The sequence below is a fragment of the Caulobacter sp. FWC2 genome (genome assembly GCF_002742625.1).
Taxonomy (GTDB): domain Bacteria; phylum Pseudomonadota; class Alphaproteobacteria; order Caulobacterales; family Caulobacteraceae; genus Caulobacter.
In genome coordinates this window covers 4,400,604-4,417,991 of the sequence record NZ_PEBF01000001.1, presented here as the reverse complement: position 1 = coordinate 4,417,991, position 17,388 = coordinate 4,400,604, and the positions used below count along the sequence as shown (strand labels likewise).

Genomic DNA, 17,388 nt, shown 5'->3' with positions numbered 1-17,388 from the left:
GGATTGGCCGGCTTGTATCCCCGGCCAGTCATGAGCGTTTCTGTTACCGTTCAAGGGCTTGGCCAAAAACGACGGTTTCTCGTCATCGGCGTTCGCGGCGGCCGCATGCTAGGGTCATGAGCCCGACCCGAGACCCCAGCGCCTGGTGCGCCGCCTTGCAGGCCAAGCTGATGGCCGCCCTCGACGCCGCCTGGGCGCTGATCGAGGCCAGCCCCGACCCCGCCGTGGTCGCCCAGGCCCGCCTCAAGGCCCGCGCCTGCGGCCAGCTGGCCGCCGACGCCCGCAAGATCGCCGGCATGGTCCGCGCGGCCGCACCGGCCAAGGCGCGGCCCGAGCCGGCCATTCCGGACGATCTCCTGGAACGCCTCGAAGCGGCGGCGATCCAGGCCCTGGTCCCCGAGGCGCCGGAGCCGCAAACCAAGCCCCCCGCCGCCCAGGCCGTCGCCATGCGCGCGGCGCTCCAGAAGCTGGGACGAAAGGGGCGGTAGACGGCGGCTATCGGCGCCCGCGCTTCACAAAGACGACGATGAGCGCCCCACCGACCGCCACGAAGACCGCGATCCAGCTCGCGGGTGAGAAGTCGGACATCGAAGCCTCCAGTGCGGGTCGTGAAAGCGTGCGGCCTTCCCTCTCGCTAGGCAAGACCGAAGACCGCTCGAAAGCGGACGTTCCGAAAGACAGGGGAGGGTGGGGAGCGGACATGCTCCCTCTCCCATAGGGAGAGGGCTGGGGTGAGGGGTTACAGCGCTCGACGGAGTGCCGGCACGCCGTCAAACCTCGTAACCCCTCACCCTCCCACCGCTTCGCGGCGGGTCCCTCCCTCTCCCTAAAGGAGAGGGGCTCAAGATCGCCTAAGGGTCGAAAGCGGCTATCGGCGCCGACTCCGACAGCAGACCTGGCGTTCACTCGCGTGGAGCGGACGGCCGTAGTCTACCAGGGGTGGTTAACCGCTCCCAGATGGGGCACCATCACGGAGGGTCTTCAGTGACGGGGCGGTCCATGAACTGGATTTCGGCAAAGGCGTTGGCGCGCTTTCTCGGTTCGCTTGCTCTGGTCGTCCTGGCGCCCTTGACGGTCCACGCCCAGGCCACGTCGCGAACCTGTTCCGGGCAAGCTGGGGAGACGCCGGGGCCGGCCTGCCTCGTCGCGCACCAGGAGCTTGGGGCGCTGCCAAAGACGCCGCTCTACTGGAGCATCTATACCTTCGCCGACGTGGCGGCCGCCGAACGGGCCAAGCCGTCGCATGGCGCGGTCGTGCAGGCCTTTGGCCGGGTCTGGCTGTTCGACCTGGGCGCCAAGGGGCGTCGGCTCGCAGGCGGCGATCATCTCGCCGACGTCGGCCCGCTTCCGATCGAGGCCCCACGGGGCGACTTCAGCGCCGAGTACCTGAAATCGACGTTCGCGCCCGGCATGACCGCGCCGGTTCATGTCCACTCAGGCCCCGAGGCGTTCTATGCGATCAGCGGCGCAAGCTGCCTGGAAACGCCCGAGGGCGTCCAGGTCGCCCGCGGGGCTGGGCATTCCTTGTTGGTGCGGCAGGGGCCGCCCATGCTGTTGATGGCGATCGGCCAAGATACGCGGCAGGGCTTCGCTTTGATCCTGCATGGAGAAGGCAGCCCTCCAACGACGCTGACCTCGGCGTGGGCGCCCAAGGGCCTTTGTCCCAAGGACTAATGGCGGCCAACATCCGCGAGCGTCGGCGGCATACATCTCGACCCTCCGACGTGACCGAGCCGCCCTCACGCCGCCCTCTCTGCGTAAGTATCACGCGAGGGAAGGGGCTTGGTTCGCGTGGAAGTCGTGATAGCGTCATCATCGGACTACCCTTTTCTGCCTCTGACGTCGGGCCGCATATGTCTTTGTCACCGCCTGGACCGTCGAGCGCGGCCGTTCCAGATCTCAGCACGGTGATGTCGTGGATCCATGGCGACGCGCGTCCGGCCAGCTTGGCCGCCAAGGTCGTGGGCGGCGCCCTGGCGGCCGGACTGTCGGTCGCCCTGGGGGCCTTGCTCCGGGCCCATGCCGGCGGCGGCGAGCCCCTGATGGCGGTCTTTCCCATCCTGCTGGTGACATGCCTGCGCCTGGGGCCCGTCGCGGGGTGGCTTTGTCTGGTCGGCGGGCTGCTCGGCGCCTGGTATGTCTATCTGGGCCAGCCGTTTTCGTTCGTCATCAACGGCCAGGAGACTCGCGCGCTGGTCACCGCCGCGATCGTCGGCGGCCTGATCATCGGCGTCTGCGGTCTTCGGCGGTCGGCGCTGCGAAAGCATGAGCAGGTCGCGGATGCGCTGATCCTGAACGAGGCGCAGTTCCGCGCCAGCTTCGAGAACGCGGCCGTGGGCAAGGTCCAGACGGAACCCGTTTCGGGACGCATCATTCGCGTCAACCAAGCCTTCGCCGCCATGCTGGGCTACCGGCCCGAGGAGCTGGTCGGTCGCATCGGCTGGGAGCTGACTCTGGAGGCCGATCGCGAGGCCGATCAAGACGCCTATCAACTGATGCTGGATGGCGAGCGGCCCGCCTATATTCGCGAAAAGCGCTATGTGCGCCGTGACGGCGAGGTGATCTGGGCGCGCGCGTCGGCGACCGTCACGCGCTCGCCCAAGACGGGCCACCCCATCCTGGCCGCCGCCGTCGTCGAGAACATCGACGAGCAGCACCGGTCAAGGCTGGCGCTGGTCAACGCCAAGCAAGACCTGGAAATCCTGTCGGCCGAGCAGGCGGCCACCATCGCCCAGCGCGACCTCCTGCTGCGGGAGGTCTATCACCGGGTGAAGAACAACCTGCAGATCATCGACAGCCTGCTGGTGATGCAGCGGCGGCGGCTGAGCGATCCCGAGGCCCGCGCCGCCCTGGCGGGACTGCGCGGCCGGGTCTTCGCCCTGGGCCTGGTGCATCATCAGCTGATGGGGTCGCAGGATCTCAAGACGTTCGACGCCGCGCCCTTCCTCGAAGAGCTGTCCAGCAACCTGCTGCAAGGCGTGGCGACCAAGGACGTCCGCCTGTCCGTCAACGCCATGCCACTGCAGGTCGGGTTGGACTTCGCCATTCCCCTGGGCCTGATCGTCACGGAGCTGGTGACCAACTCGCTGAAGCACGCCTTTCCCTCCGGAGAGGGCGCCATCGAGGTCTTGCTGAAGCGCGGCGAAGACGACAGGGTCGTGCTGATCGTGTCCGACGACGGAACCGCCGCAGCGAGCAGCGGTTCTGAAGCGGCGCCGGCTTCGCTGGGCGTGACGATCGTCGACGGCCTTGTGCGGCAGTTGGGCGGGACCCTGACCGTCCGACGCGGCCCGGGTTTTCACACCGAAATCGATCTGCCTGGACCTGTTGTATGATGAAGACGCTTGGTGACACCGTTCTGGTGGTGGATGACGAGTTCCTGATCGCCCAGGGCCTTTCCATGCAGGTGGAGGACATGGGCCTCGTCGTCTGCGGCACCGCGGCCACCGCCGACGCCGCCGTGGCGATGGCCCAGCTGCATCGTCCGGCGGTGGTCCTGATGGACATGCGCCTGCTGGGCGACAAGGACGGCGTCGACGCCGCCCTCGCCATCTACGAGACCGTGGGCTCGAAGGTCATCTTCGTCACCGGCTCGCGCGAGCCGGCGACGATCGAGCGCATCTATCTGGACCATCCGGCGGGCGTGCTGTTCAAGCCGGTGTCGGATCAGCAACTGCAGGCGGCCATTCACGCGGCCATGGCGGCCTAGGCTCGCGTCTCGATCATCCCCACCTTCAGATCAGTGGCCGTGTAGACGTACTCGCCATCGACGAGCAGGCGGCCGTTGGCCAGACCCAGGGCCAGCTTACCCCGGCGGACCTGGCGCAGGCTGATCTCGTAGCGGACCAGCTTGGACGCCGGGGTGATATCGCCGCGGAACTTGACCTCGCCGACGCCAAGGGCGCGGCCCTTGCCAGGCGAGCCCGACCAGCCCAGCCAGTAGCCGATCACCTGCCACATGGCGTCCAGCCCCAGGCAGCCCGGCATGACCGGATCGCCGATGAAGTGGCAGTCGAAGAACCAGAGGTCCGGGGTGATATCCAGCTCGGCGACCACGTGGCCCTTGCCGAAGTCGCCGCCGTCCAGGCTGATCTCGGTGATGCGGTCCATCATCAGCATCGGCGGCGCGGGCAGCTGGGCGTTGCCCGGCCCGAAATAGCCGCCCAAGCCCGACTCCAGGAGGTCGGCCTTGGTGTAGTGGTCCTTGGGCGTGTGGAAGTCGCGCGGATCGGCCAAGTTTCTCTCCCGTCCCCAGGTCCGCGCGGGCGGTCTTCAATCGCCGCCGCATCCGCCCGAGGTCTGCTCAAGCTGTGGGTGCGGCGGCGCGATCGTCAAGATTGAGCGGTCAGGCGGTGAAGGACATCGTGCTCAGCACCTGCTCCAGCACCACCAGCGGCATGGCTCCGCGCAGCAGCACGTCGTGGAAAGCCTTGGGGTCGAACTTGGCGCCGGCCTTCGCCCTGGCCACGTCGCGCAGGCGCTCCCATTCGGTGTGGCCGATCTTGTAGCTGCAGGCCTGGCCCGGCCAGATGCAGTATCGGTCGATCTCGCGCTGCACCCGCGAGCGCGGCATGCCGGTGCTCGCGACCATGTAGTCGGTGGCCTGGGCGCGGCTCCAGCGCTTGTGGTGCATGCCGGTGTCGACCACCAGGCGCACGGCGCGGAACTGCAGCGACTGCAGGAAGCCGATCTCGCCCAGCGGGTCGTCGTGATAGGCCCCCATCTCGGCGGCCAGCTGCTCGGCATAGAGCGCCCAGCCCTCGCTGTAGGCGGCGAAGCCCATGCCGGCCCGGCGCAGCATCGGGATCTCCTGCGAGCCCAGGGCGATCGAGCCCTGCCACACGTGGCCGGGCAGGGCCTCGTGATAGCTCAGGGTCGGCAGGCTGAACTTCGGCCACTCGGTGGTGTCCTTGAGGTTGATGTAGAAACGGCCCGGCCGCGAACCGTCCAGCGACGGCGGCTGGGCGTAGCCGTTCGGGGCGCCGTCCTCGATCTCGGGCGGCACGCGGACGATCTCGACCGGGGCGGCGGGCAGGGTGCGGAACTGGGTCGGCAGCTGGGCGCGGATGGCCTTGGTCTGGGCGTTGAGGTCGTCCAGCAGCGTGGCGCGGCCGGCGTCGGTGTTGGCGTAGAGCTGGTCCGGCCGGGCCGACAGGGCCGTCAGGCGCGCGGCGACCGTGCCGGTGGTCAGGCCCTGCTTCTTCAGCAGCACGTCGATCTGAGCGGTCAGGTCGGCCACCTGGTCGAGGCCCAGCTTGTGGACCTCCTCGGGCGTGCGGCGGGTGGTGGTCTGGAAGGCCAGGGCTCCGGCGTAGAAGGCCTCGCCCATCGGCAGCTTCCAGGCCCCGGCGTCGCCGGTCGCCTTGGGGCGGAGGGCCTCCAAGGCGGCGATCTGGCGGTCGAGGGCCGGCTGCACCTTGCCGCCGACGATGGCGCTGGCGCGGGCCGACCAGTCGCCGGAAAGGCCCGCCTTGGCCGCGCGCGTCACCAAGGACTGGACGATGCTGGTCTGCTCCGGCGCCGGGGCGCGCTGGCGCTTCAGTTGGGCCAGGCCCGCGTCGAGGGCGAAGTCGGGGGCCAGCACGCCGGCGGCCGCGTCCATTCTGAACGACGCGGTGTTGTCGTCGAGAACCTTGGCATAGACCTCCAGGCGCGAGAGATAGGCCTCGGCGTCTTCCCTGGTCTTCACCGGGTGGCGGGAGTCGAGGAAGTCCGGGACGGCCTGATACGGGCCGGTCAGCTGGCTCAGCACATAGGGCGAATAGGGGGCGTAGCCGAAGCCGGCCGGGCCTTCGCCATAGCTGAACTTTTCGCCGCCCTCGACGATGCGCTTGTAGGTGTAGGTAGTGACCTCGTGGTCGACGCGGGCGGCCTGCGACAGCTGGGCCGGGTCGATCCTGGCCAGGGCCGCGACGCGGTCCTTGCGCTGGGCGACCCAGGCGGTGCGGGCCGCGCGCGAGCCGTCGTTCAGCTGGGCGCGCTGGCCGGCGCGAGCCCCGACGTCCAGGCCCCTGCTGGTCGCCGTCTCGGGCGAGGCGTCGAGGTCGGCTTCCCAGAACTGGTCCAGCAGGGTGCGTAACTCGGCGTCGCGGGCGCCCGGCGCGGCGAGGGCGGGCGAGACGGCCAGCGGCGTCAGCGCGACGCCCAGCAGAAACTGACGACGATCCATGGAAACTCCCCCGCGCCCCTGCGCTGTTTCGCAGATACGTTATCCGATCAAGGCGTGCGCACCAGCGCCCCTCGACTCCGTAGCGATTCAAGACGAACCTGCCGCCTTGTGAACGGAGGAAGCGGCGATGAGCAGTCCAAAGGGCGCCTGCCTGGTGGTGGGTGTCGGCGATGGGGTCGGCGGCGCGATCGCCAAGGCCTTCGCGGCCGAAGGCTATACGGTCTGCATGACCCGTCGACCGCGCCACCTCGACCAGCTGGAAGCCCTGGCCGCCGAGATCCGCGCCCTAAGTGAGAAGGGGAGCGGCGGCCAGGCCCGCGCCTACGGCGTCGACGCCCGCCAGGAGGCCGAGATGATCGCCCTGGTCGACCGGATCGAGGCCGAGGTCGGGCCGCTGGAGGTGGTCGTCTTCAACATCGGCGCGAATGTCCGCTTCGGTCTCACGGAGACCACGGCCCAGGTGTTCAGCAAGGTCTGGGAGATGGCCTGCTTCGCAGGGTTCCTCACCGCTCGCGAGGCGGCGCGGGTGATGGTCCCGCGCGGTCGCGGCACGATCCTGTTCACCGGGGCCAGCGCGTCCTTGCGCGGCAAGGACGGTTTCAGCGCCTTCGCCTCGGCGAAGGCCGGCCTGCGGGCGGTGGCGCAGAGCGCGGCGCGGGAGCTGGGGCCCAAGGGTATCCATGTGGCCCATGTGGTGGTCGACGGGGCGATCGACGGGGTCTTCACCCGCTCGATGCGCGAGGACGTCCAGGGCCTGCTGGAACGCGACGAGATCCTGAAACCCGCCGAGATCGCCGCCAACTATGTCTGGCTGCACCGCCAGCCGCGCTCGGCCTGGACCCACGAAATCGACCTGCGGCCCCATTCCGAGACTTGGTAGGGAGAGAGCTGGTGAGCAAGACCGTCGACTTCATCTTCGACTTCGGCAGCCCCAACGCCTACCTGGCCTGGAAGGTGCTGCCGGAGATCGCCGCCCGCCACGGCGCGACCGTGAGCCTTCTGCCATGCCTGCTGGGCGGCATCTTTAAGGCCACCGGCAATCAGGCCCCGGCCATCGCCTTCGGCGGCGTCAAGGGCAAGATGGACTACGAGATGCTGGAGATGCGCCGCTTCATCGAAGCGCACGAGCTTTCGGCGTTTCGGTTCAATCCGCACTTCCCGGTCAACACCCTGCTGCTGATGCGCGGCCAGATCGCCGCCCAGCGAATGGGCGTCGGCGAGGCCTATCTCGACACGATGCTGAAGGGCATGTGGGAGCAGGGCCTCAAGCTGGACGATCCGGAGGTGTTCGTCGTCACGGCCAACGCGGCCGGCCTGGACGGCGCGGCCCTGCTGGCGGCGACCAGCGACCCGGCGGTGAAGGGGCAGCTGATGGCCAACACCGAGGCCGCCGTCGCGCGCGGCGTGTTCGGCATCCCGACCTTCTTCGTCGGCGGGGAGATGTTCTTCGGCAAGGAGCGGCTCGGCCAGGTCGAGGCGGAGTTGGCGAAGGGGTAGGGGGCAAATCAGCGGGGCCGTCCTCGTCCTTCGACAAGCTCAGGATGAGGACGAATTTCAGCGCCGTATGTCAGTAGAAAACCTCATCCTGAGCTTGTCGAAGGACGAGGTTTTCGCTTCCCCTAAGCCTTCGCCATCAGGCGCGGCTCGGACAGCACGCCGAACTCATGACCCAGGCGGATCATGGCTTCGGCCAGGCCGTCCATCTGCGCTTCGGTGTGAGCGGCCGAGATGGCGCAGCGCAGCAGGCTCTCGCCCGACGGCGTGGCCGGCGGCAGGCCGATATTGACGTAGTAGCCGGCCTCCAGCAGCGCGCGCCACATGCCCAGGGTCGTGGCGTCCGACTCCAAGCAGACCGCGACGATCGGGCTGGGCGTCGAGCCCAGCTGGAAGCCGGCGGTCTCCAGCGCGCTGTAGAGGCGGCTGACATTGGCCCACAGCTTGGCCCGCAGGTGCGGCCGTTCCTTCACGGCTTTCAGCGAGGCGCGCACGGAGGCGACGGTCGCCGGCGGCAGCGAGGCGGTGAACATGTAGGGTCGGCAGGCGATGCGCAGGAGGTCGAACTGCTCGTGGTTCGACACGCAGTAGCCGCCGACGGCGCCCAGGCTCTTGGAGAAGGTGCCGACCACGAAGTCGACCTGATCCAGCAGGCCTTCCTGCTCGGCCAGGCCGCAGCCGTTGTCGCCCAGCACGCCCATCGAGTGGGCCTCGTCGACCAGGATGTAGGCGCCGTGGCGCTTGGCGACCTCGACGATCGCCTTCAGCGGGGCCATGTCGCCCAGCATCGAATAGATGCCTTCGACGACGACCAGCTTGTTGCCCGGCTCGCCAGCCAAGCGGCGCAGGCGCTTGTCCAGGTCGGCGGCGTCGTTGTGCTTGAAGCGGATGGCGCTGGCTTGGGTCTGCTTGCAGGCGTCGTAGATCGAGGCGTGGCTGTCGGCGTCCAGCAGCAGGAAGTCGCCCGCGCCGACCAGGGTCGAGATGATCCCCAGATTGGCCTGGTAGCCGGTCGAGAACACCATGGCGTGGGCCATGCCGTGCAGGTCGGCCAGTTCACGCTCCAGCGCGACGTGGTCCGAGAACGAGCCGTTGGCGATCCGCGAGCCGCAGGTGCCCGTGCCTTCGCGACGCACCGCCTCGACCGCGGCCTCGATGCTGGCCTCGTCGAAGGCCAGGCCCAGATAGTTGTGCGTGCCCACGGTCACGGTCTTGCGGCCGTTGATGATCGCCTCGCTGGCCGAGAGGAGCTGGTCCATCACCACGCCGGTCGGCATCTGGCCGGAAGCGCGAGCAGTCTCGTAACGGGCGGCCAGGGCGGAGTGGCTGTCGAAGAGTCCCAAGTGCGTGCTTTCTGAAATTCGGCGCGGGTGGTGGTCGTAAGGTTCCGCTTGTTCGGAAAATGGAATACAGTCTAAAAATAGACGTATCAATGAAAATGGATTCTATTCCAAACTCTGGGATGGCTCTGCGGGAGCGGGGCAAGGCGCGCCGATATGCCGAGATCGTCGGCGCGGCGGCCCTTCTGTGGCGTGAACACGGGTTTGACAAGGTCTCACTCAGTCAAATTGCCGCAGCCGCCCAGGTATCGCCCCAGACCATCTACAATCTGATCGGGGGTTTGGACGCCGTGGGCCTGGCCGTCATCAACGTGGCGATGAACCGGGTCGAGTCGATGCTGTCGCGATCCGCCTCGACCGGCGTCGCCTTCGCGCTGGAGGCGGCCCGCGTTTCGGCCCAGCTCTATATCGACGACGCGCACCTCTATCGGCAGGTGCTGGTGCGGATCCCGCGCGTGCTGTTCGAGGGCACGCACCTGGGCCGCGACGTCGCCCAGATCGTCATCCAGGCGATGATCCAGGCCCAGGCCGCCGGCGAGATCGCGCCGCATGTCGATCCCGACCGGCTGGGGCGGGTGATCTACGCCAACTATCTGGGCGCGATCTACGACTGGGCCTGTGGCGACGCCAGCGACGAGGTGTTCCTGGAAACCAGCCAGGTCGCGGTGCTGGCGCCGGCCGCCGCCTGCGCCACCGACGCGGCGCGTCCAAGCCTGACGGCGGACCTCTACGCCATGCTGCGCTGCCCGAACGCGGCCTGAGCTGGGGCATGAGCACGGGCCTCGCGCCCTTTGACTCTCCCCTGACCACCTGCTAAACGCCGCGCCTCGCTCCCGAACCCGGTTTGGGGGCGTGCTTGTCGTTTTGGCGACAGGCTCAAATCCGTGGGAGGGCCGCCAAGCCCGCACCACGGCTCACCAGCGAGGGCTCCGGCCCTCACGAGAGGATACTATGGCTAAGAAGATCCTGGGCTACATCAAGCTCCAGGTGAAGGCTGGCTCGGCCACGCCTTCGCCCCCATCGGCCCGGCTCTGGGTCAACGCGGCGTCAACATCATGGGCTTCTGTAAGGAGTTCAACGCGCGCACCGAGAACGTCGAAAAGGGCACGCCCCTGCCGACCGTGATCACCGTCTACCAAGACAAGTCGTTCACCTTCATCACCAAGACGCCCCCGGCGACGCACTACCTGAAGCAGATCACCGGTCTGAAGTCGGGCGCGAAGCTGACCGGTCGCGAGACCGTCGGCGAAGTGACGCGCACGCAACTGCGCGAAATCGCCGAAAAGAAGATGAAGGACCTGAACGCCAACGACATCGAGGCCGCGGCCAAGATCATCGAAGGCTCCGCCAAGGCCATGGGCCTGAAGATCGTGGAGGCCTAATCACATGGCTAAGCAACCCAAGCGCATCAAGGCCTGGACCGGCGACCGTGAGGCCGCTCACTCGGTCGAAGCCGCCATCGCCCTGGTCAAGGCCAACGCGACCGCCAAGTTCGACGAGTCGATCGAAATCTCGGTCAACCTCGGCGTCGATCCGCGTCACGCCGACCAACAGGTCCGTGGCGTCGTGAACCTGCCGTCGGGCACCGGCCGTGACGTCCGCGTCGCCGTCTTCGCCAAGGACGCCAAGGCCGCTGAAGCGACCGCGGCGGGCGCCGAGCACGTCGGCGCCGAAGACCTGTACGAAAAGATCGCCGGCGGCTTCATGGACTTCGACCGCGTCATCGCGTCGCCGGACATGATGGCCCTGGTCGGTCGCCTCGGTAAGGTGCTGGGCCCGCGCGGCCTGATGCCGAACCCGAAGGTCGGCACCGTGACCCCGAACGTCGCTCAGGCCGTCAAGGACGCCAAGGGCGGCGCCGTCGAGTTCCGCGTCGAGAAGGCGGGCATCGTCCACGCCGGCATCGGCAAGGCCTCGTTCACGGACGAAGCCCTGGTCATCAACGTCAAGGCGCTGATCGAAGCCCTGAACCGTTCGAAGCCCTCGGGCGCCAAGGGCGTCTACGTGAAGCGTATCGGCCTGTCGTCGACGATGGGTCCGGGCTTCAAGGTGGACGTCGCCTCGGTCGGCTAATCCCTGTTCGAAGCTTAAGTTACCTGGGCGGGCGCTGGAGCGATCCAGCGCCCGTCTTGCGTTTGGGGCGGTGGTTTGGCGGGGCGGCTAGACGATGTTATCTTCCGTCTAGCCGGAGGTTCCGATGTCTTTTCATGTCCGCGATCCCGAGACCGACGATCTGGTGCGCCGGTATGCGGAGGAAAAGCGCGTTGGCATCACGGAAGCCATCAGGCTGGCCGTGACCAAGGCGCGCGAGGCCGAGGATAGAACCAAGACCGAGAAGCTGGCGAGAATGCGGGCTGTCAGCGACCGTCTGGCCAAGCTTCCGGACACTGGGCTGAATGTCGACAAGGCGTTTTTCGACGAGATGTCCGGCGACTAGATGTTTGTCGACGCTTCCGCATTCTGCGCCATTCTTCTCGGCGAGCCCGATGGACAGTCCCTCGAAGAGCGTTTGGCGGAGGCCGTCGGCGCGATCACATCGGGGGTCGCGGTCAGGGAAACGGTTCGCACGCTTTCACGGGGCAAGGGCCTGACCATAGCTCAGGCTGAAATCGAGGTCCTCGAGTACATTGGGGCGGCGGAAGTCGTGACGATCGACATCGGCCTGCGCGAGGCGACGACGGCGCTCCATGCGTTCGCCCGCTTCGGCAAGGGCGTTCATCCCGCCAAGCTGAACATGGGCGATTGCTTCGCCTATGCGTGCGCCAAGGTTCATGGCGTGCCGCTGCTCTACAAGGGCGACGACTTTGCCCTGACCGATATCGAGGCGGCCTGACGTGACCGACCAAATCGTTGACGTCGCCGTGATCGGCGGCGGACCGGCCGGCTTGATGGCGGCCGAGACCGTGGCGCGGGCCGGCAAGTCCGTGGCGGTGTTCGAGAAGATGCCGACCTTCGGGCGCAAGTTCCTGATGGCCGGGCGCGGCGGGCTCAATCTCACCCACTCTGAACACTTCGAGCGGTTCGGCCAGCGCTACGGCGCGCGGTCGGCGGCCCTGGCCCCGATGCTGGAGGCGTTCGCGCCCAAGGATCTGACGGCCTGGGCCGAGGGGCTGGGCCAGCCGACCTTCGTCGGGGCCAGCGGCCGGGTGTTTCCGAAGGCGATGAAGGCCTCGCCGGTGCTGCGGGCCTGGCTGGCGCGTCTGGAGGGATTGGGCGTCACCTTGCGCACGCGCGCGGCGTGGACCGGCTGGAGCGCCGACGGCGGCCTGCTGATCAATGGCGAGGTCGTCCGCGCCCGGGCGGTGGTGCTGGCGCTGGGCGGGGCCAGCTGGGCCAAGCTCGGCTCCGACGCGGCCTGGGTTCCGGCGCTGGAGGGGCAGGGCGCGGTCGTCGCGCCGTTCCGCGCCGCCAACTGCGGTTTCGACGTCGCCTGGAGCGCGATCTTCCGCGAGCGCTTCGCCGGCGAGCCGCTCAAGAACATCGGCCTGCGCCATGGCGAGGCGAGCGCGCGGGGCGACGCCATGGTCGCCGGCTACGGCCTGGAGGGCGGGGCGGTCTATGCCCTGGCGGCGTCCCTGCGCGATGCGATCGAGGCCGATGGGCGGGCGGTTCTGACCCTCGACCTGCGGCCCGATCTGCCGGTCGAGACCCTGGCGCGCCGGCTGGGCGCGCCGCGCGGCGGCCAGAGCCTGGCCAACTTCCTGCGCAAGGCGCTCAAGCTGTCGCCGGTCGAGGTCAACCTGCTACGCGAGGCGCATGGCCTCGACCTGCCCGCCGAACCGGCGGCGCTCGCCCAGGCGATCAAGGCCGCGCCGATCGTGCTGACCGCCGTCCAGCCGCTGGACCGCGCCATCTCGGCCGCCGGCGGCGTGCGCTTCGAGAGCCTGGACGGCCTGGCGCTGAAGGGCCGCCCGGACGTCATCCTGGCCGGCGAGATGCTGGACTGGGAGGCCCCGACCGGCGGCTACCTGCTGCAGGCCTGCTTCGCCACCGGCGTGGCGGCGGGGAAGCAGGCGCTGGCGAGGCTTTAGGGTTTCATCGCCGCCCGGATCTTGGCGGCCATGGCCTCCAAGTCCTTGGGATCGGCCGGCGCGTTTTCGGCCAGGTAGACAGGCTTGCCAGCGATGCGCGGGATCACGTGGACATGCAGGTGCGGCACGCTCTGGCCGACGCCGTTGTTCTGGATCAGCATGAAGCCCTCCAGCCCCAGGGCGTCCACCTCCGCCTGGCCGACCTTCTGGGCGACGGCCATGACCTTGGCGAGTTCCTTGGGATCCATGTCCAGCAGGTTGCGGGCCTTGGAGGTCTTGGAGATCACCAGCACGTGGCCGGCCTCGAGCGGCGCGCGGTCCATGAAGGCCAGGACGTCGGCGTCCTCATAGACCTTCCAGGCTGGCAGCTCGCCCCGGATGATCCTGGCGAACGGGTTGTTCGGATCGTAGGCGGCCTTCAGCGGAATGCGCGACCCGGCCGGCGCGATCGTCGGATCGAACCGGGCCAGCCAGCGGATCACCTCGCTCTCCAGGGCGATGCGGGAGTCCGAGAAGCTGTGGTCGGTGGGGTAATAGGCCTCGGTCAGAGTCCCCTTTTCGCCGGTTTGGGCCCCGGCGGCCTTGGCGGCGGCGGCCAGCTTACGCGTGCCGGGCGCGCCGGCGAACTCGGCGCCGATCAGCAGCACCGGACGGTCGGAGATCCTGGCGGTGAGGTTCTCGAGGTCCAGCTTGGCCGCGTCGCGCTCGATCTCGCCGACCAGGGCTTCGGGCGTGGCGGCCAGGGGCGCGGTGTCGGGGCGCATGGCCTCGATCACGGCCTTGCGAGCCTCGGGCGAGGTAATCCGTTCGCTGCGTGAACCGATGTCCCAGGCGTCGATCAGCACAGCGCCCGCCACGCGCGGTTCGGCGGCGACGGCGTCGGCGGCCATGAAGCCGCCCATGCTGTGGCCGGCCACGACGATGCGCTTGGGATCGATGTGGTATTTGGCGACATTGGCCGGGTCCAGCAGCCAGGCCACGGCCGCCTCGCCGTCGGCGCGGGCGTTGGCGAAGCTGAACTGGCCCTGGCTGCCCCACGAGCCGCGATAGTTGATCCGCATGGCGTTCCAGCCGGCGCGGCGCACGGCCTGCAGCAGGTCGATATTGGTCTCATTGCCCGGGAAGCCGTGCAGGAACAGCATCGTCGGATGCGGCTGCGTCCCCGAGGCCGTGTAGAGGATGGCGTTGACCTTGGACCCGGCGATGTCGACCTGGAAGGCGGCCATGTCGGCCGGATGGTCCTTGTCGCGCGCCGGATCGGCGACCACGGCCCGGGGCGTCGGCGGGGCCTTCAACTCGGCGAAGGCAGGACTGGTCCAGGCGGAACTGGCGAAGGCCAGCAGAAGCGCGGTGAACGCGGCGGCGGTGCGGTGCATGGCGGATCCCCATCGGAGCTTGGGCGCACTATCACCCTTCTCCCCTTGCGGGAGAAGGTGGCTGGCGAAGCCAGACGGATGAGGGGTTGAAAGGCCTGTCGAAAACGCTGCGCGACCCCTCACCCGACCCGCTTCGCGGGCCACCCTCTCCCGCAGGGGGAGAGGGAAGGGGTGTTGATATCCTCCCCCACTTCGTCTATACGGCCCGCCTCTTCGATGGACTCCGGTCCGACGGAGAACCTGTTTGAGAACTACGGGGCGTGGGGTCACCAACGCCATAATTGAGGAAGAGCCCTTCCTCGCCGTCGGGAGACAGGGATAGAGACGCCAAGGTCTCCTGCTCGTGACGCCTTCTTCGGAAGGCCCCTTCTTCGGAAGGCATGTCCGAGATCGGAGCGCGGCCGACTTTCCTTGGAACAGGCATATGCGACTCGCACGCGGGAGCAATTCCGCATGGGACCGCATCTGGCTGCCGGAATGGTCCGGCCGCTGCTAACTGAGTAGGAGACCGCAATGGACCGCGCTCAAAAGCAGGAGTCGATTGAATCGCTGAAAAGCGTGTTCAACGACGCCGGCGCTGTCGTCGTGACCCACTACATGGGTCTGACCGTTGCGGAAATGACCGACCTTCGTCTTCGCCTCCGCAAGGAAGGCGCCGCGATCAAGGTTGTGAAGAACACCCTGGCCCTTAAGGCTCTGGACGGCAAGCTTGGTGACACGGGCTCCGCCCTGTTCACCGGCCCGGTCGCCATCGCCTACGGCCCGGACGCTGTTTCGGCCGCCAAGGTCGCCGTGCAGTTCGCCAAGGAAAACGACAAGCTTAAGATTGTCGGTGGCGTCCTGGACCAGACCAACGTGCTGGACGAGAACGCGGTGCGCGCTCTGGCGACCCTCCCGTCGCTGGACGAACTGCGTGGCAAGCTTATCGGCCTCATCCAGGCTCCGGCGACCAAGATCGCTGGCGTCCTGCAGGCTCCGGCCGCCCAGCTGGCTCGCGTCTTCAATGCCTACGCGACCAAAGACGCCGCGTAACGGTCATCCCCGCATATCTATCCCAATCTCTCTTTAGGAACTGACACATGTCGAAGCTCGAAAAGCTGGTCGAAGAACTGTCCACCCTGTCGGTGCTGGAAGCCGCTGAACTGTCGAAGCTGCTGGAAGAAAAGTGGGGCGTCTCGGCCGCCGCTCCGGTCGCCGTCGCCGCCGCTGGTGGCGCTGCCGCCCCGGTTGAAGCCGCTGAAGAGCAAACCGAGTTCACCGTCGTTCTGACGAACGGTGGCGACAAGAAGATCAACGTGATCAAGGAAGTCCGCGGCGTCCGTCCGGACCTCGGCCTGAAGGAAGCCAAGGACCTGGTCGAAGGCGCTCCGCAGAACGTCGTCGAAAACGTCTCGAAGGCTCAAGCCGACGAAGTCGCGAAGAAGCTCACGGAAGCCGGCGCCACCGTCCAAATCAAGTAATCTGGCCCCCGCTTTCGCGGGGATCAGGTTCCTTTTGGAACTGCCGGGCGGCCTCGGAGGGAAACCTCCGGGGCCGTTTCCTTTTGGGGCTTGGCGGTGCGGGAGCGTCCGCTCCACGGGGCGTCAGTCCGCCGAGCGCCAGGGCAGGGCCAGCTTGGTCACGGTCATCGAGAAGATCACCCAGCCCAGGTCGTTCTGGATCAGCGCGTCGGCCTCGGTCAGGCTGTGCAGGGTGAAGATCACCAGGAACGGCAGGAAGAAATAGGCCGGCGCGGTCGCCAGCCGCAGCAGTCCCTTCAGCCAGGCCCCGACCAGCAGCATCAGCCAGGCGGCGACGCCGATGTAGCCCAGCTCCAGCCAGACCCCGAGGATGGTGTTGTGGGCGGAGAAGATCGTGAAGCCCTGGTCGTGCGAGATCCAGGCGACGGGCCCCCGTCCCGACTGGTCGTCCCAGACGGCCCCGTAGCCGTAGCCGGTCATCGGCTGGTGCTGAATCTGCCGGTGGACGGCGTCCCAGATCAGGGTGCGGCCGGTGAAGGTGGCGTCGCGGCCGATCAGGCCGAAGACCGCCTCGGGCGCCAGCCAGAGGACCGCGCCGCCGAGGGCGAGGGCGCTGACGGCGGCCAGGATCGCCAGCGCGCCCAGCGCCGGCCCCCGCCGGCACAGCGCGATCAACGGCACGAAGGCCAGGCCCGCCAGGCACGAGAGCAGGGCGGTCTTGGACGTCGACAGCAGGATCAGCGCCAGGGCGCCGGCGGCGAAGCCCAGCCACAGCTTGCGTCGCTGCGGGTTGGCGATGGCGGCGGCCAGGAAGGTCGGCGTCGCCAGCGACATGGCGTAGCCAAGCTGGTTCTTGAACCCGTAGACGCCGCGCCACGCGCCGGGGAAGTCCACCGACATCACGCCATAGGCCGGCATGAGCAGGCCGAAGACGAACGACAGGGCGACGACGAAGGCGAACGTCGTGGCCAGGACCTCCAGCGTCTTGGGCCATTCGAAGCGCTCGGCCAGCAGCACCCCGGCCAGGGTGGTGAACACGACCGCGATCAGTCGGCGCTGGGTCACGTCGGGCTGCAGGCTCCAGAACACCGAGGCCGCCGCGATGCTCAGCAGTCCCAGCAGCAGCCAGGACCGCGCCAGGACCGCGAGAAAGCGGGCGGGGCGCGCGCAGATGGTGATCAGGACAGCCAGATAGACTGGAAAGAAGATCATCCGCAGGGCGGCGGACTGGCTGTTGGCCGCGCTCGACGACGGGGTCGCCCCGCCGGTGCCCGGGCCTGTGAACAGCATCAGGTAGAACTGACTGAAGATCAGCGTCGCGAAGACGCAGGTCCAGAAAGGGATGTCGATCCGCGGCCGGGCCGTCTCCAACGCCGCGTCTAAGGCCTGCGGCGCCTCTTCGGCATACAGGCGGTAGGGCGTCGACATTCAGCGCTCTCTCCGGCCGTGAATCTAAAGGATCATTGTTAACCGCCAGATATTAACTGCCGCTGAAACCGGAGATTCCGCTGGGCCGCG

At 67.9% G+C, this 17,388-nt stretch carries 19 protein-coding genes and 2 pseudogenes; 15 read left to right on the top strand and 6 right to left on the bottom strand.

What is annotated here, in order from left to right:
• The first annotated feature begins 116 nt into the window (after window positions 1-116).
• The 5 genes from CSW62_RS20900 to CSW62_RS20885 all read left to right on the top strand — a co-directional run bounded on the left by CSW62_RS20900 (window position 117) and on the right by CSW62_RS20885 (window position 3,709).
• Complete coding sequence (locus tag CSW62_RS20900; protein WP_099581182.1) at window positions 117-488, top strand: hypothetical protein; 372 nt, start codon at window positions 117-119, stop codon at window positions 486-488.
• Window positions 489-731: 243 nt separating this feature from the next.
• On the top strand, window positions 732-830 hold the full coding sequence (locus tag CSW62_RS27115) for a hypothetical protein (protein WP_233206743.1): 99 nt from the start codon (window positions 732-734) through the stop codon (window positions 828-830).
• Between the two features lie 169 nt (window positions 831-999).
• Window positions 1,000-1,674 carry a hypothetical protein gene (locus CSW62_RS20895; RefSeq protein WP_099581180.1) on the top strand — a complete coding sequence of 225 codons (675 nt, stop codon included), beginning with the start codon at window positions 1,000-1,002 and terminating at the stop codon, window positions 1,672-1,674.
• A gap of 236 nt (window positions 1,675-1,910) precedes the next feature.
• A complete protein-coding gene (locus CSW62_RS27110; protein ID WP_233206742.1) occupies window positions 1,911-3,335 on the top strand; it encodes a sensor histidine kinase in 1,425 nt (474 codons plus the stop codon).
• The gene (locus tag CSW62_RS20885) at window positions 3,332-3,709 is read left to right on the top strand and encodes a response regulator (RefSeq protein WP_099581179.1); all 378 of its coding nucleotides are present in this window, start codon (window positions 3,332-3,334) and stop codon (window positions 3,707-3,709) included. Before CSW62_RS27110 ends, CSW62_RS20885 begins: the two co-directional genes overlap by 4 nt.
• Here CSW62_RS20885 and fabA read toward each other — a convergent pair.
• Together fabA and CSW62_RS20875 are read right to left on the bottom strand one after the other, a co-directional pair.
• Entirely contained in the window at window positions 3,706-4,236 is a 531-nt protein-coding gene (gene fabA / locus CSW62_RS20880) for a bifunctional 3-hydroxydecanoyl-ACP dehydratase/trans-2-decenoyl-ACP isomerase (protein ID WP_099581177.1), read from the bottom strand. The two genes, CSW62_RS20885 and fabA, sit on opposite strands and share 4 nt — an antisense overlap.
• A gap of 109 nt (window positions 4,237-4,345) precedes the next feature.
• The gene (locus tag CSW62_RS20875) at window positions 4,346-6,169 is read right to left on the bottom strand and encodes a DUF885 family protein (RefSeq protein WP_099581175.1); all 1,824 of its coding nucleotides are present in this window, start codon (window positions 6,167-6,169) and stop codon (window positions 4,346-4,348) included.
• A gap of 127 nt (window positions 6,170-6,296) precedes the next feature.
• Here CSW62_RS20875 and CSW62_RS20870 point away from each other — a divergent pair, with 127 nt between their 5' ends.
• Together CSW62_RS20870 and CSW62_RS20865 are read left to right on the top strand one after the other, a co-directional pair.
• Entirely contained in the window at window positions 6,297-7,049 is a 753-nt protein-coding gene (locus CSW62_RS20870) for an SDR family NAD(P)-dependent oxidoreductase (RefSeq protein WP_099581173.1), read from the top strand.
• Complete coding sequence (locus CSW62_RS20865) at window positions 7,043-7,666, top strand: 2-hydroxychromene-2-carboxylate isomerase (protein ID WP_099581171.1); 624 nt, start codon at window positions 7,043-7,045, stop codon at window positions 7,664-7,666. The genes CSW62_RS20870 and CSW62_RS20865 overlap by 7 nt, the downstream gene beginning before the upstream one ends.
• Window positions 7,667-7,683: 17 nt before the next feature.
• Here CSW62_RS20865 and CSW62_RS27535 read toward each other — a convergent pair.
• Both CSW62_RS27535 and CSW62_RS20860 read right to left on the bottom strand, forming a co-directional pair.
• Window positions 7,684-7,781: pseudogene (locus CSW62_RS27535) on the bottom strand (hypothetical protein); the annotation flags it as partial.
• Window positions 7,782-7,788: 7 nt separating this feature from the next.
• Window positions 7,789-9,006, bottom strand: coding sequence for an aminotransferase class I/II-fold pyridoxal phosphate-dependent enzyme (locus tag CSW62_RS20860; protein WP_233206740.1), 1,218 nt, complete (start codon window positions 9,004-9,006; stop codon window positions 7,789-7,791).
• 119 nt (window positions 9,007-9,125) lie between these two features.
• Here CSW62_RS20860 and CSW62_RS20855 point away from each other — a divergent pair, with 119 nt between their 5' ends.
• The 6 genes and pseudogenes from CSW62_RS20855 (at window position 9,126) to CSW62_RS20830 (ending at window position 13,034) form a co-directional block, all read left to right on the top strand.
• Window positions 9,126-9,764 carry a TetR/AcrR family transcriptional regulator gene (locus CSW62_RS20855; RefSeq protein WP_199170657.1) on the top strand — a complete coding sequence of 213 codons (639 nt, stop codon included), beginning with the start codon at window positions 9,126-9,128 and terminating at the stop codon, window positions 9,762-9,764.
• 190 nt (window positions 9,765-9,954) lie between these two features.
• Window positions 9,955-10,385, top strand: a pseudogene (gene rplK, locus CSW62_RS20850) (50S ribosomal protein L11).
• A gap of 4 nt (window positions 10,386-10,389) precedes the next feature.
• Window positions 10,390-11,076 carry a 50S ribosomal protein L1 gene (rplA, locus tag CSW62_RS20845; protein WP_099581169.1) on the top strand — a complete coding sequence of 229 codons (687 nt, stop codon included), beginning with the start codon at window positions 10,390-10,392 and terminating at the stop codon, window positions 11,074-11,076.
• 124 nt (window positions 11,077-11,200) lie between these two features.
• A complete protein-coding gene (locus CSW62_RS20840; protein ID WP_099581167.1) occupies window positions 11,201-11,440 on the top strand; it encodes a type II toxin-antitoxin system VapB family antitoxin in 240 nt (79 codons plus the stop codon).
• Window positions 11,441-11,836, top strand: coding sequence for a type II toxin-antitoxin system VapC family toxin (locus CSW62_RS20835; protein ID WP_099581165.1), 396 nt, complete (start codon window positions 11,441-11,443; stop codon window positions 11,834-11,836).
• Window positions 11,820-13,034: a TIGR03862 family flavoprotein gene (locus CSW62_RS20830; RefSeq protein ID WP_255408398.1), complete on the top strand. Its 1,215-nt coding sequence runs from the start codon at window positions 11,820-11,822 to the stop codon at window positions 13,032-13,034. The genes CSW62_RS20835 and CSW62_RS20830 overlap by 17 nt, the downstream gene beginning before the upstream one ends.
• Here the strand turns inward: CSW62_RS20830 and CSW62_RS20825 are convergent.
• Window positions 13,031-14,410, bottom strand: coding sequence for an alpha/beta fold hydrolase (locus tag CSW62_RS20825; RefSeq protein ID WP_099581163.1), 1,380 nt, complete (start codon window positions 14,408-14,410; stop codon window positions 13,031-13,033). The two genes, CSW62_RS20830 and CSW62_RS20825, sit on opposite strands and share 4 nt — an antisense overlap.
• Window positions 14,411-14,923: 513 nt before the next feature.
• On the opposite strand from CSW62_RS20825, the gene rplJ reads away from it, so the two are divergent.
• Complete coding sequence (gene rplJ, locus CSW62_RS20820; protein ID WP_099581161.1) at window positions 14,924-15,442, top strand: 50S ribosomal protein L10; 519 nt, start codon at window positions 14,924-14,926, stop codon at window positions 15,440-15,442.
• Between the two features lie 47 nt (window positions 15,443-15,489).
• Entirely contained in the window at window positions 15,490-15,870 is a 381-nt protein-coding gene (rplL, locus tag CSW62_RS20815; RefSeq protein WP_099581159.1) for a 50S ribosomal protein L7/L12, read from the top strand.
• Window positions 15,871-15,993: 123 nt separating this feature from the next.
• Here the strand turns inward: rplL and CSW62_RS20810 are convergent, their stop codons facing one another.
• On the bottom strand, window positions 15,994-17,298 hold the full coding sequence (locus tag CSW62_RS20810) for an O-antigen ligase family protein (RefSeq protein WP_369827510.1): 1,305 nt from the start codon (window positions 17,296-17,298) through the stop codon (window positions 15,994-15,996).
• Window positions 17,299-17,388: the final 90 nt, after the last annotated feature.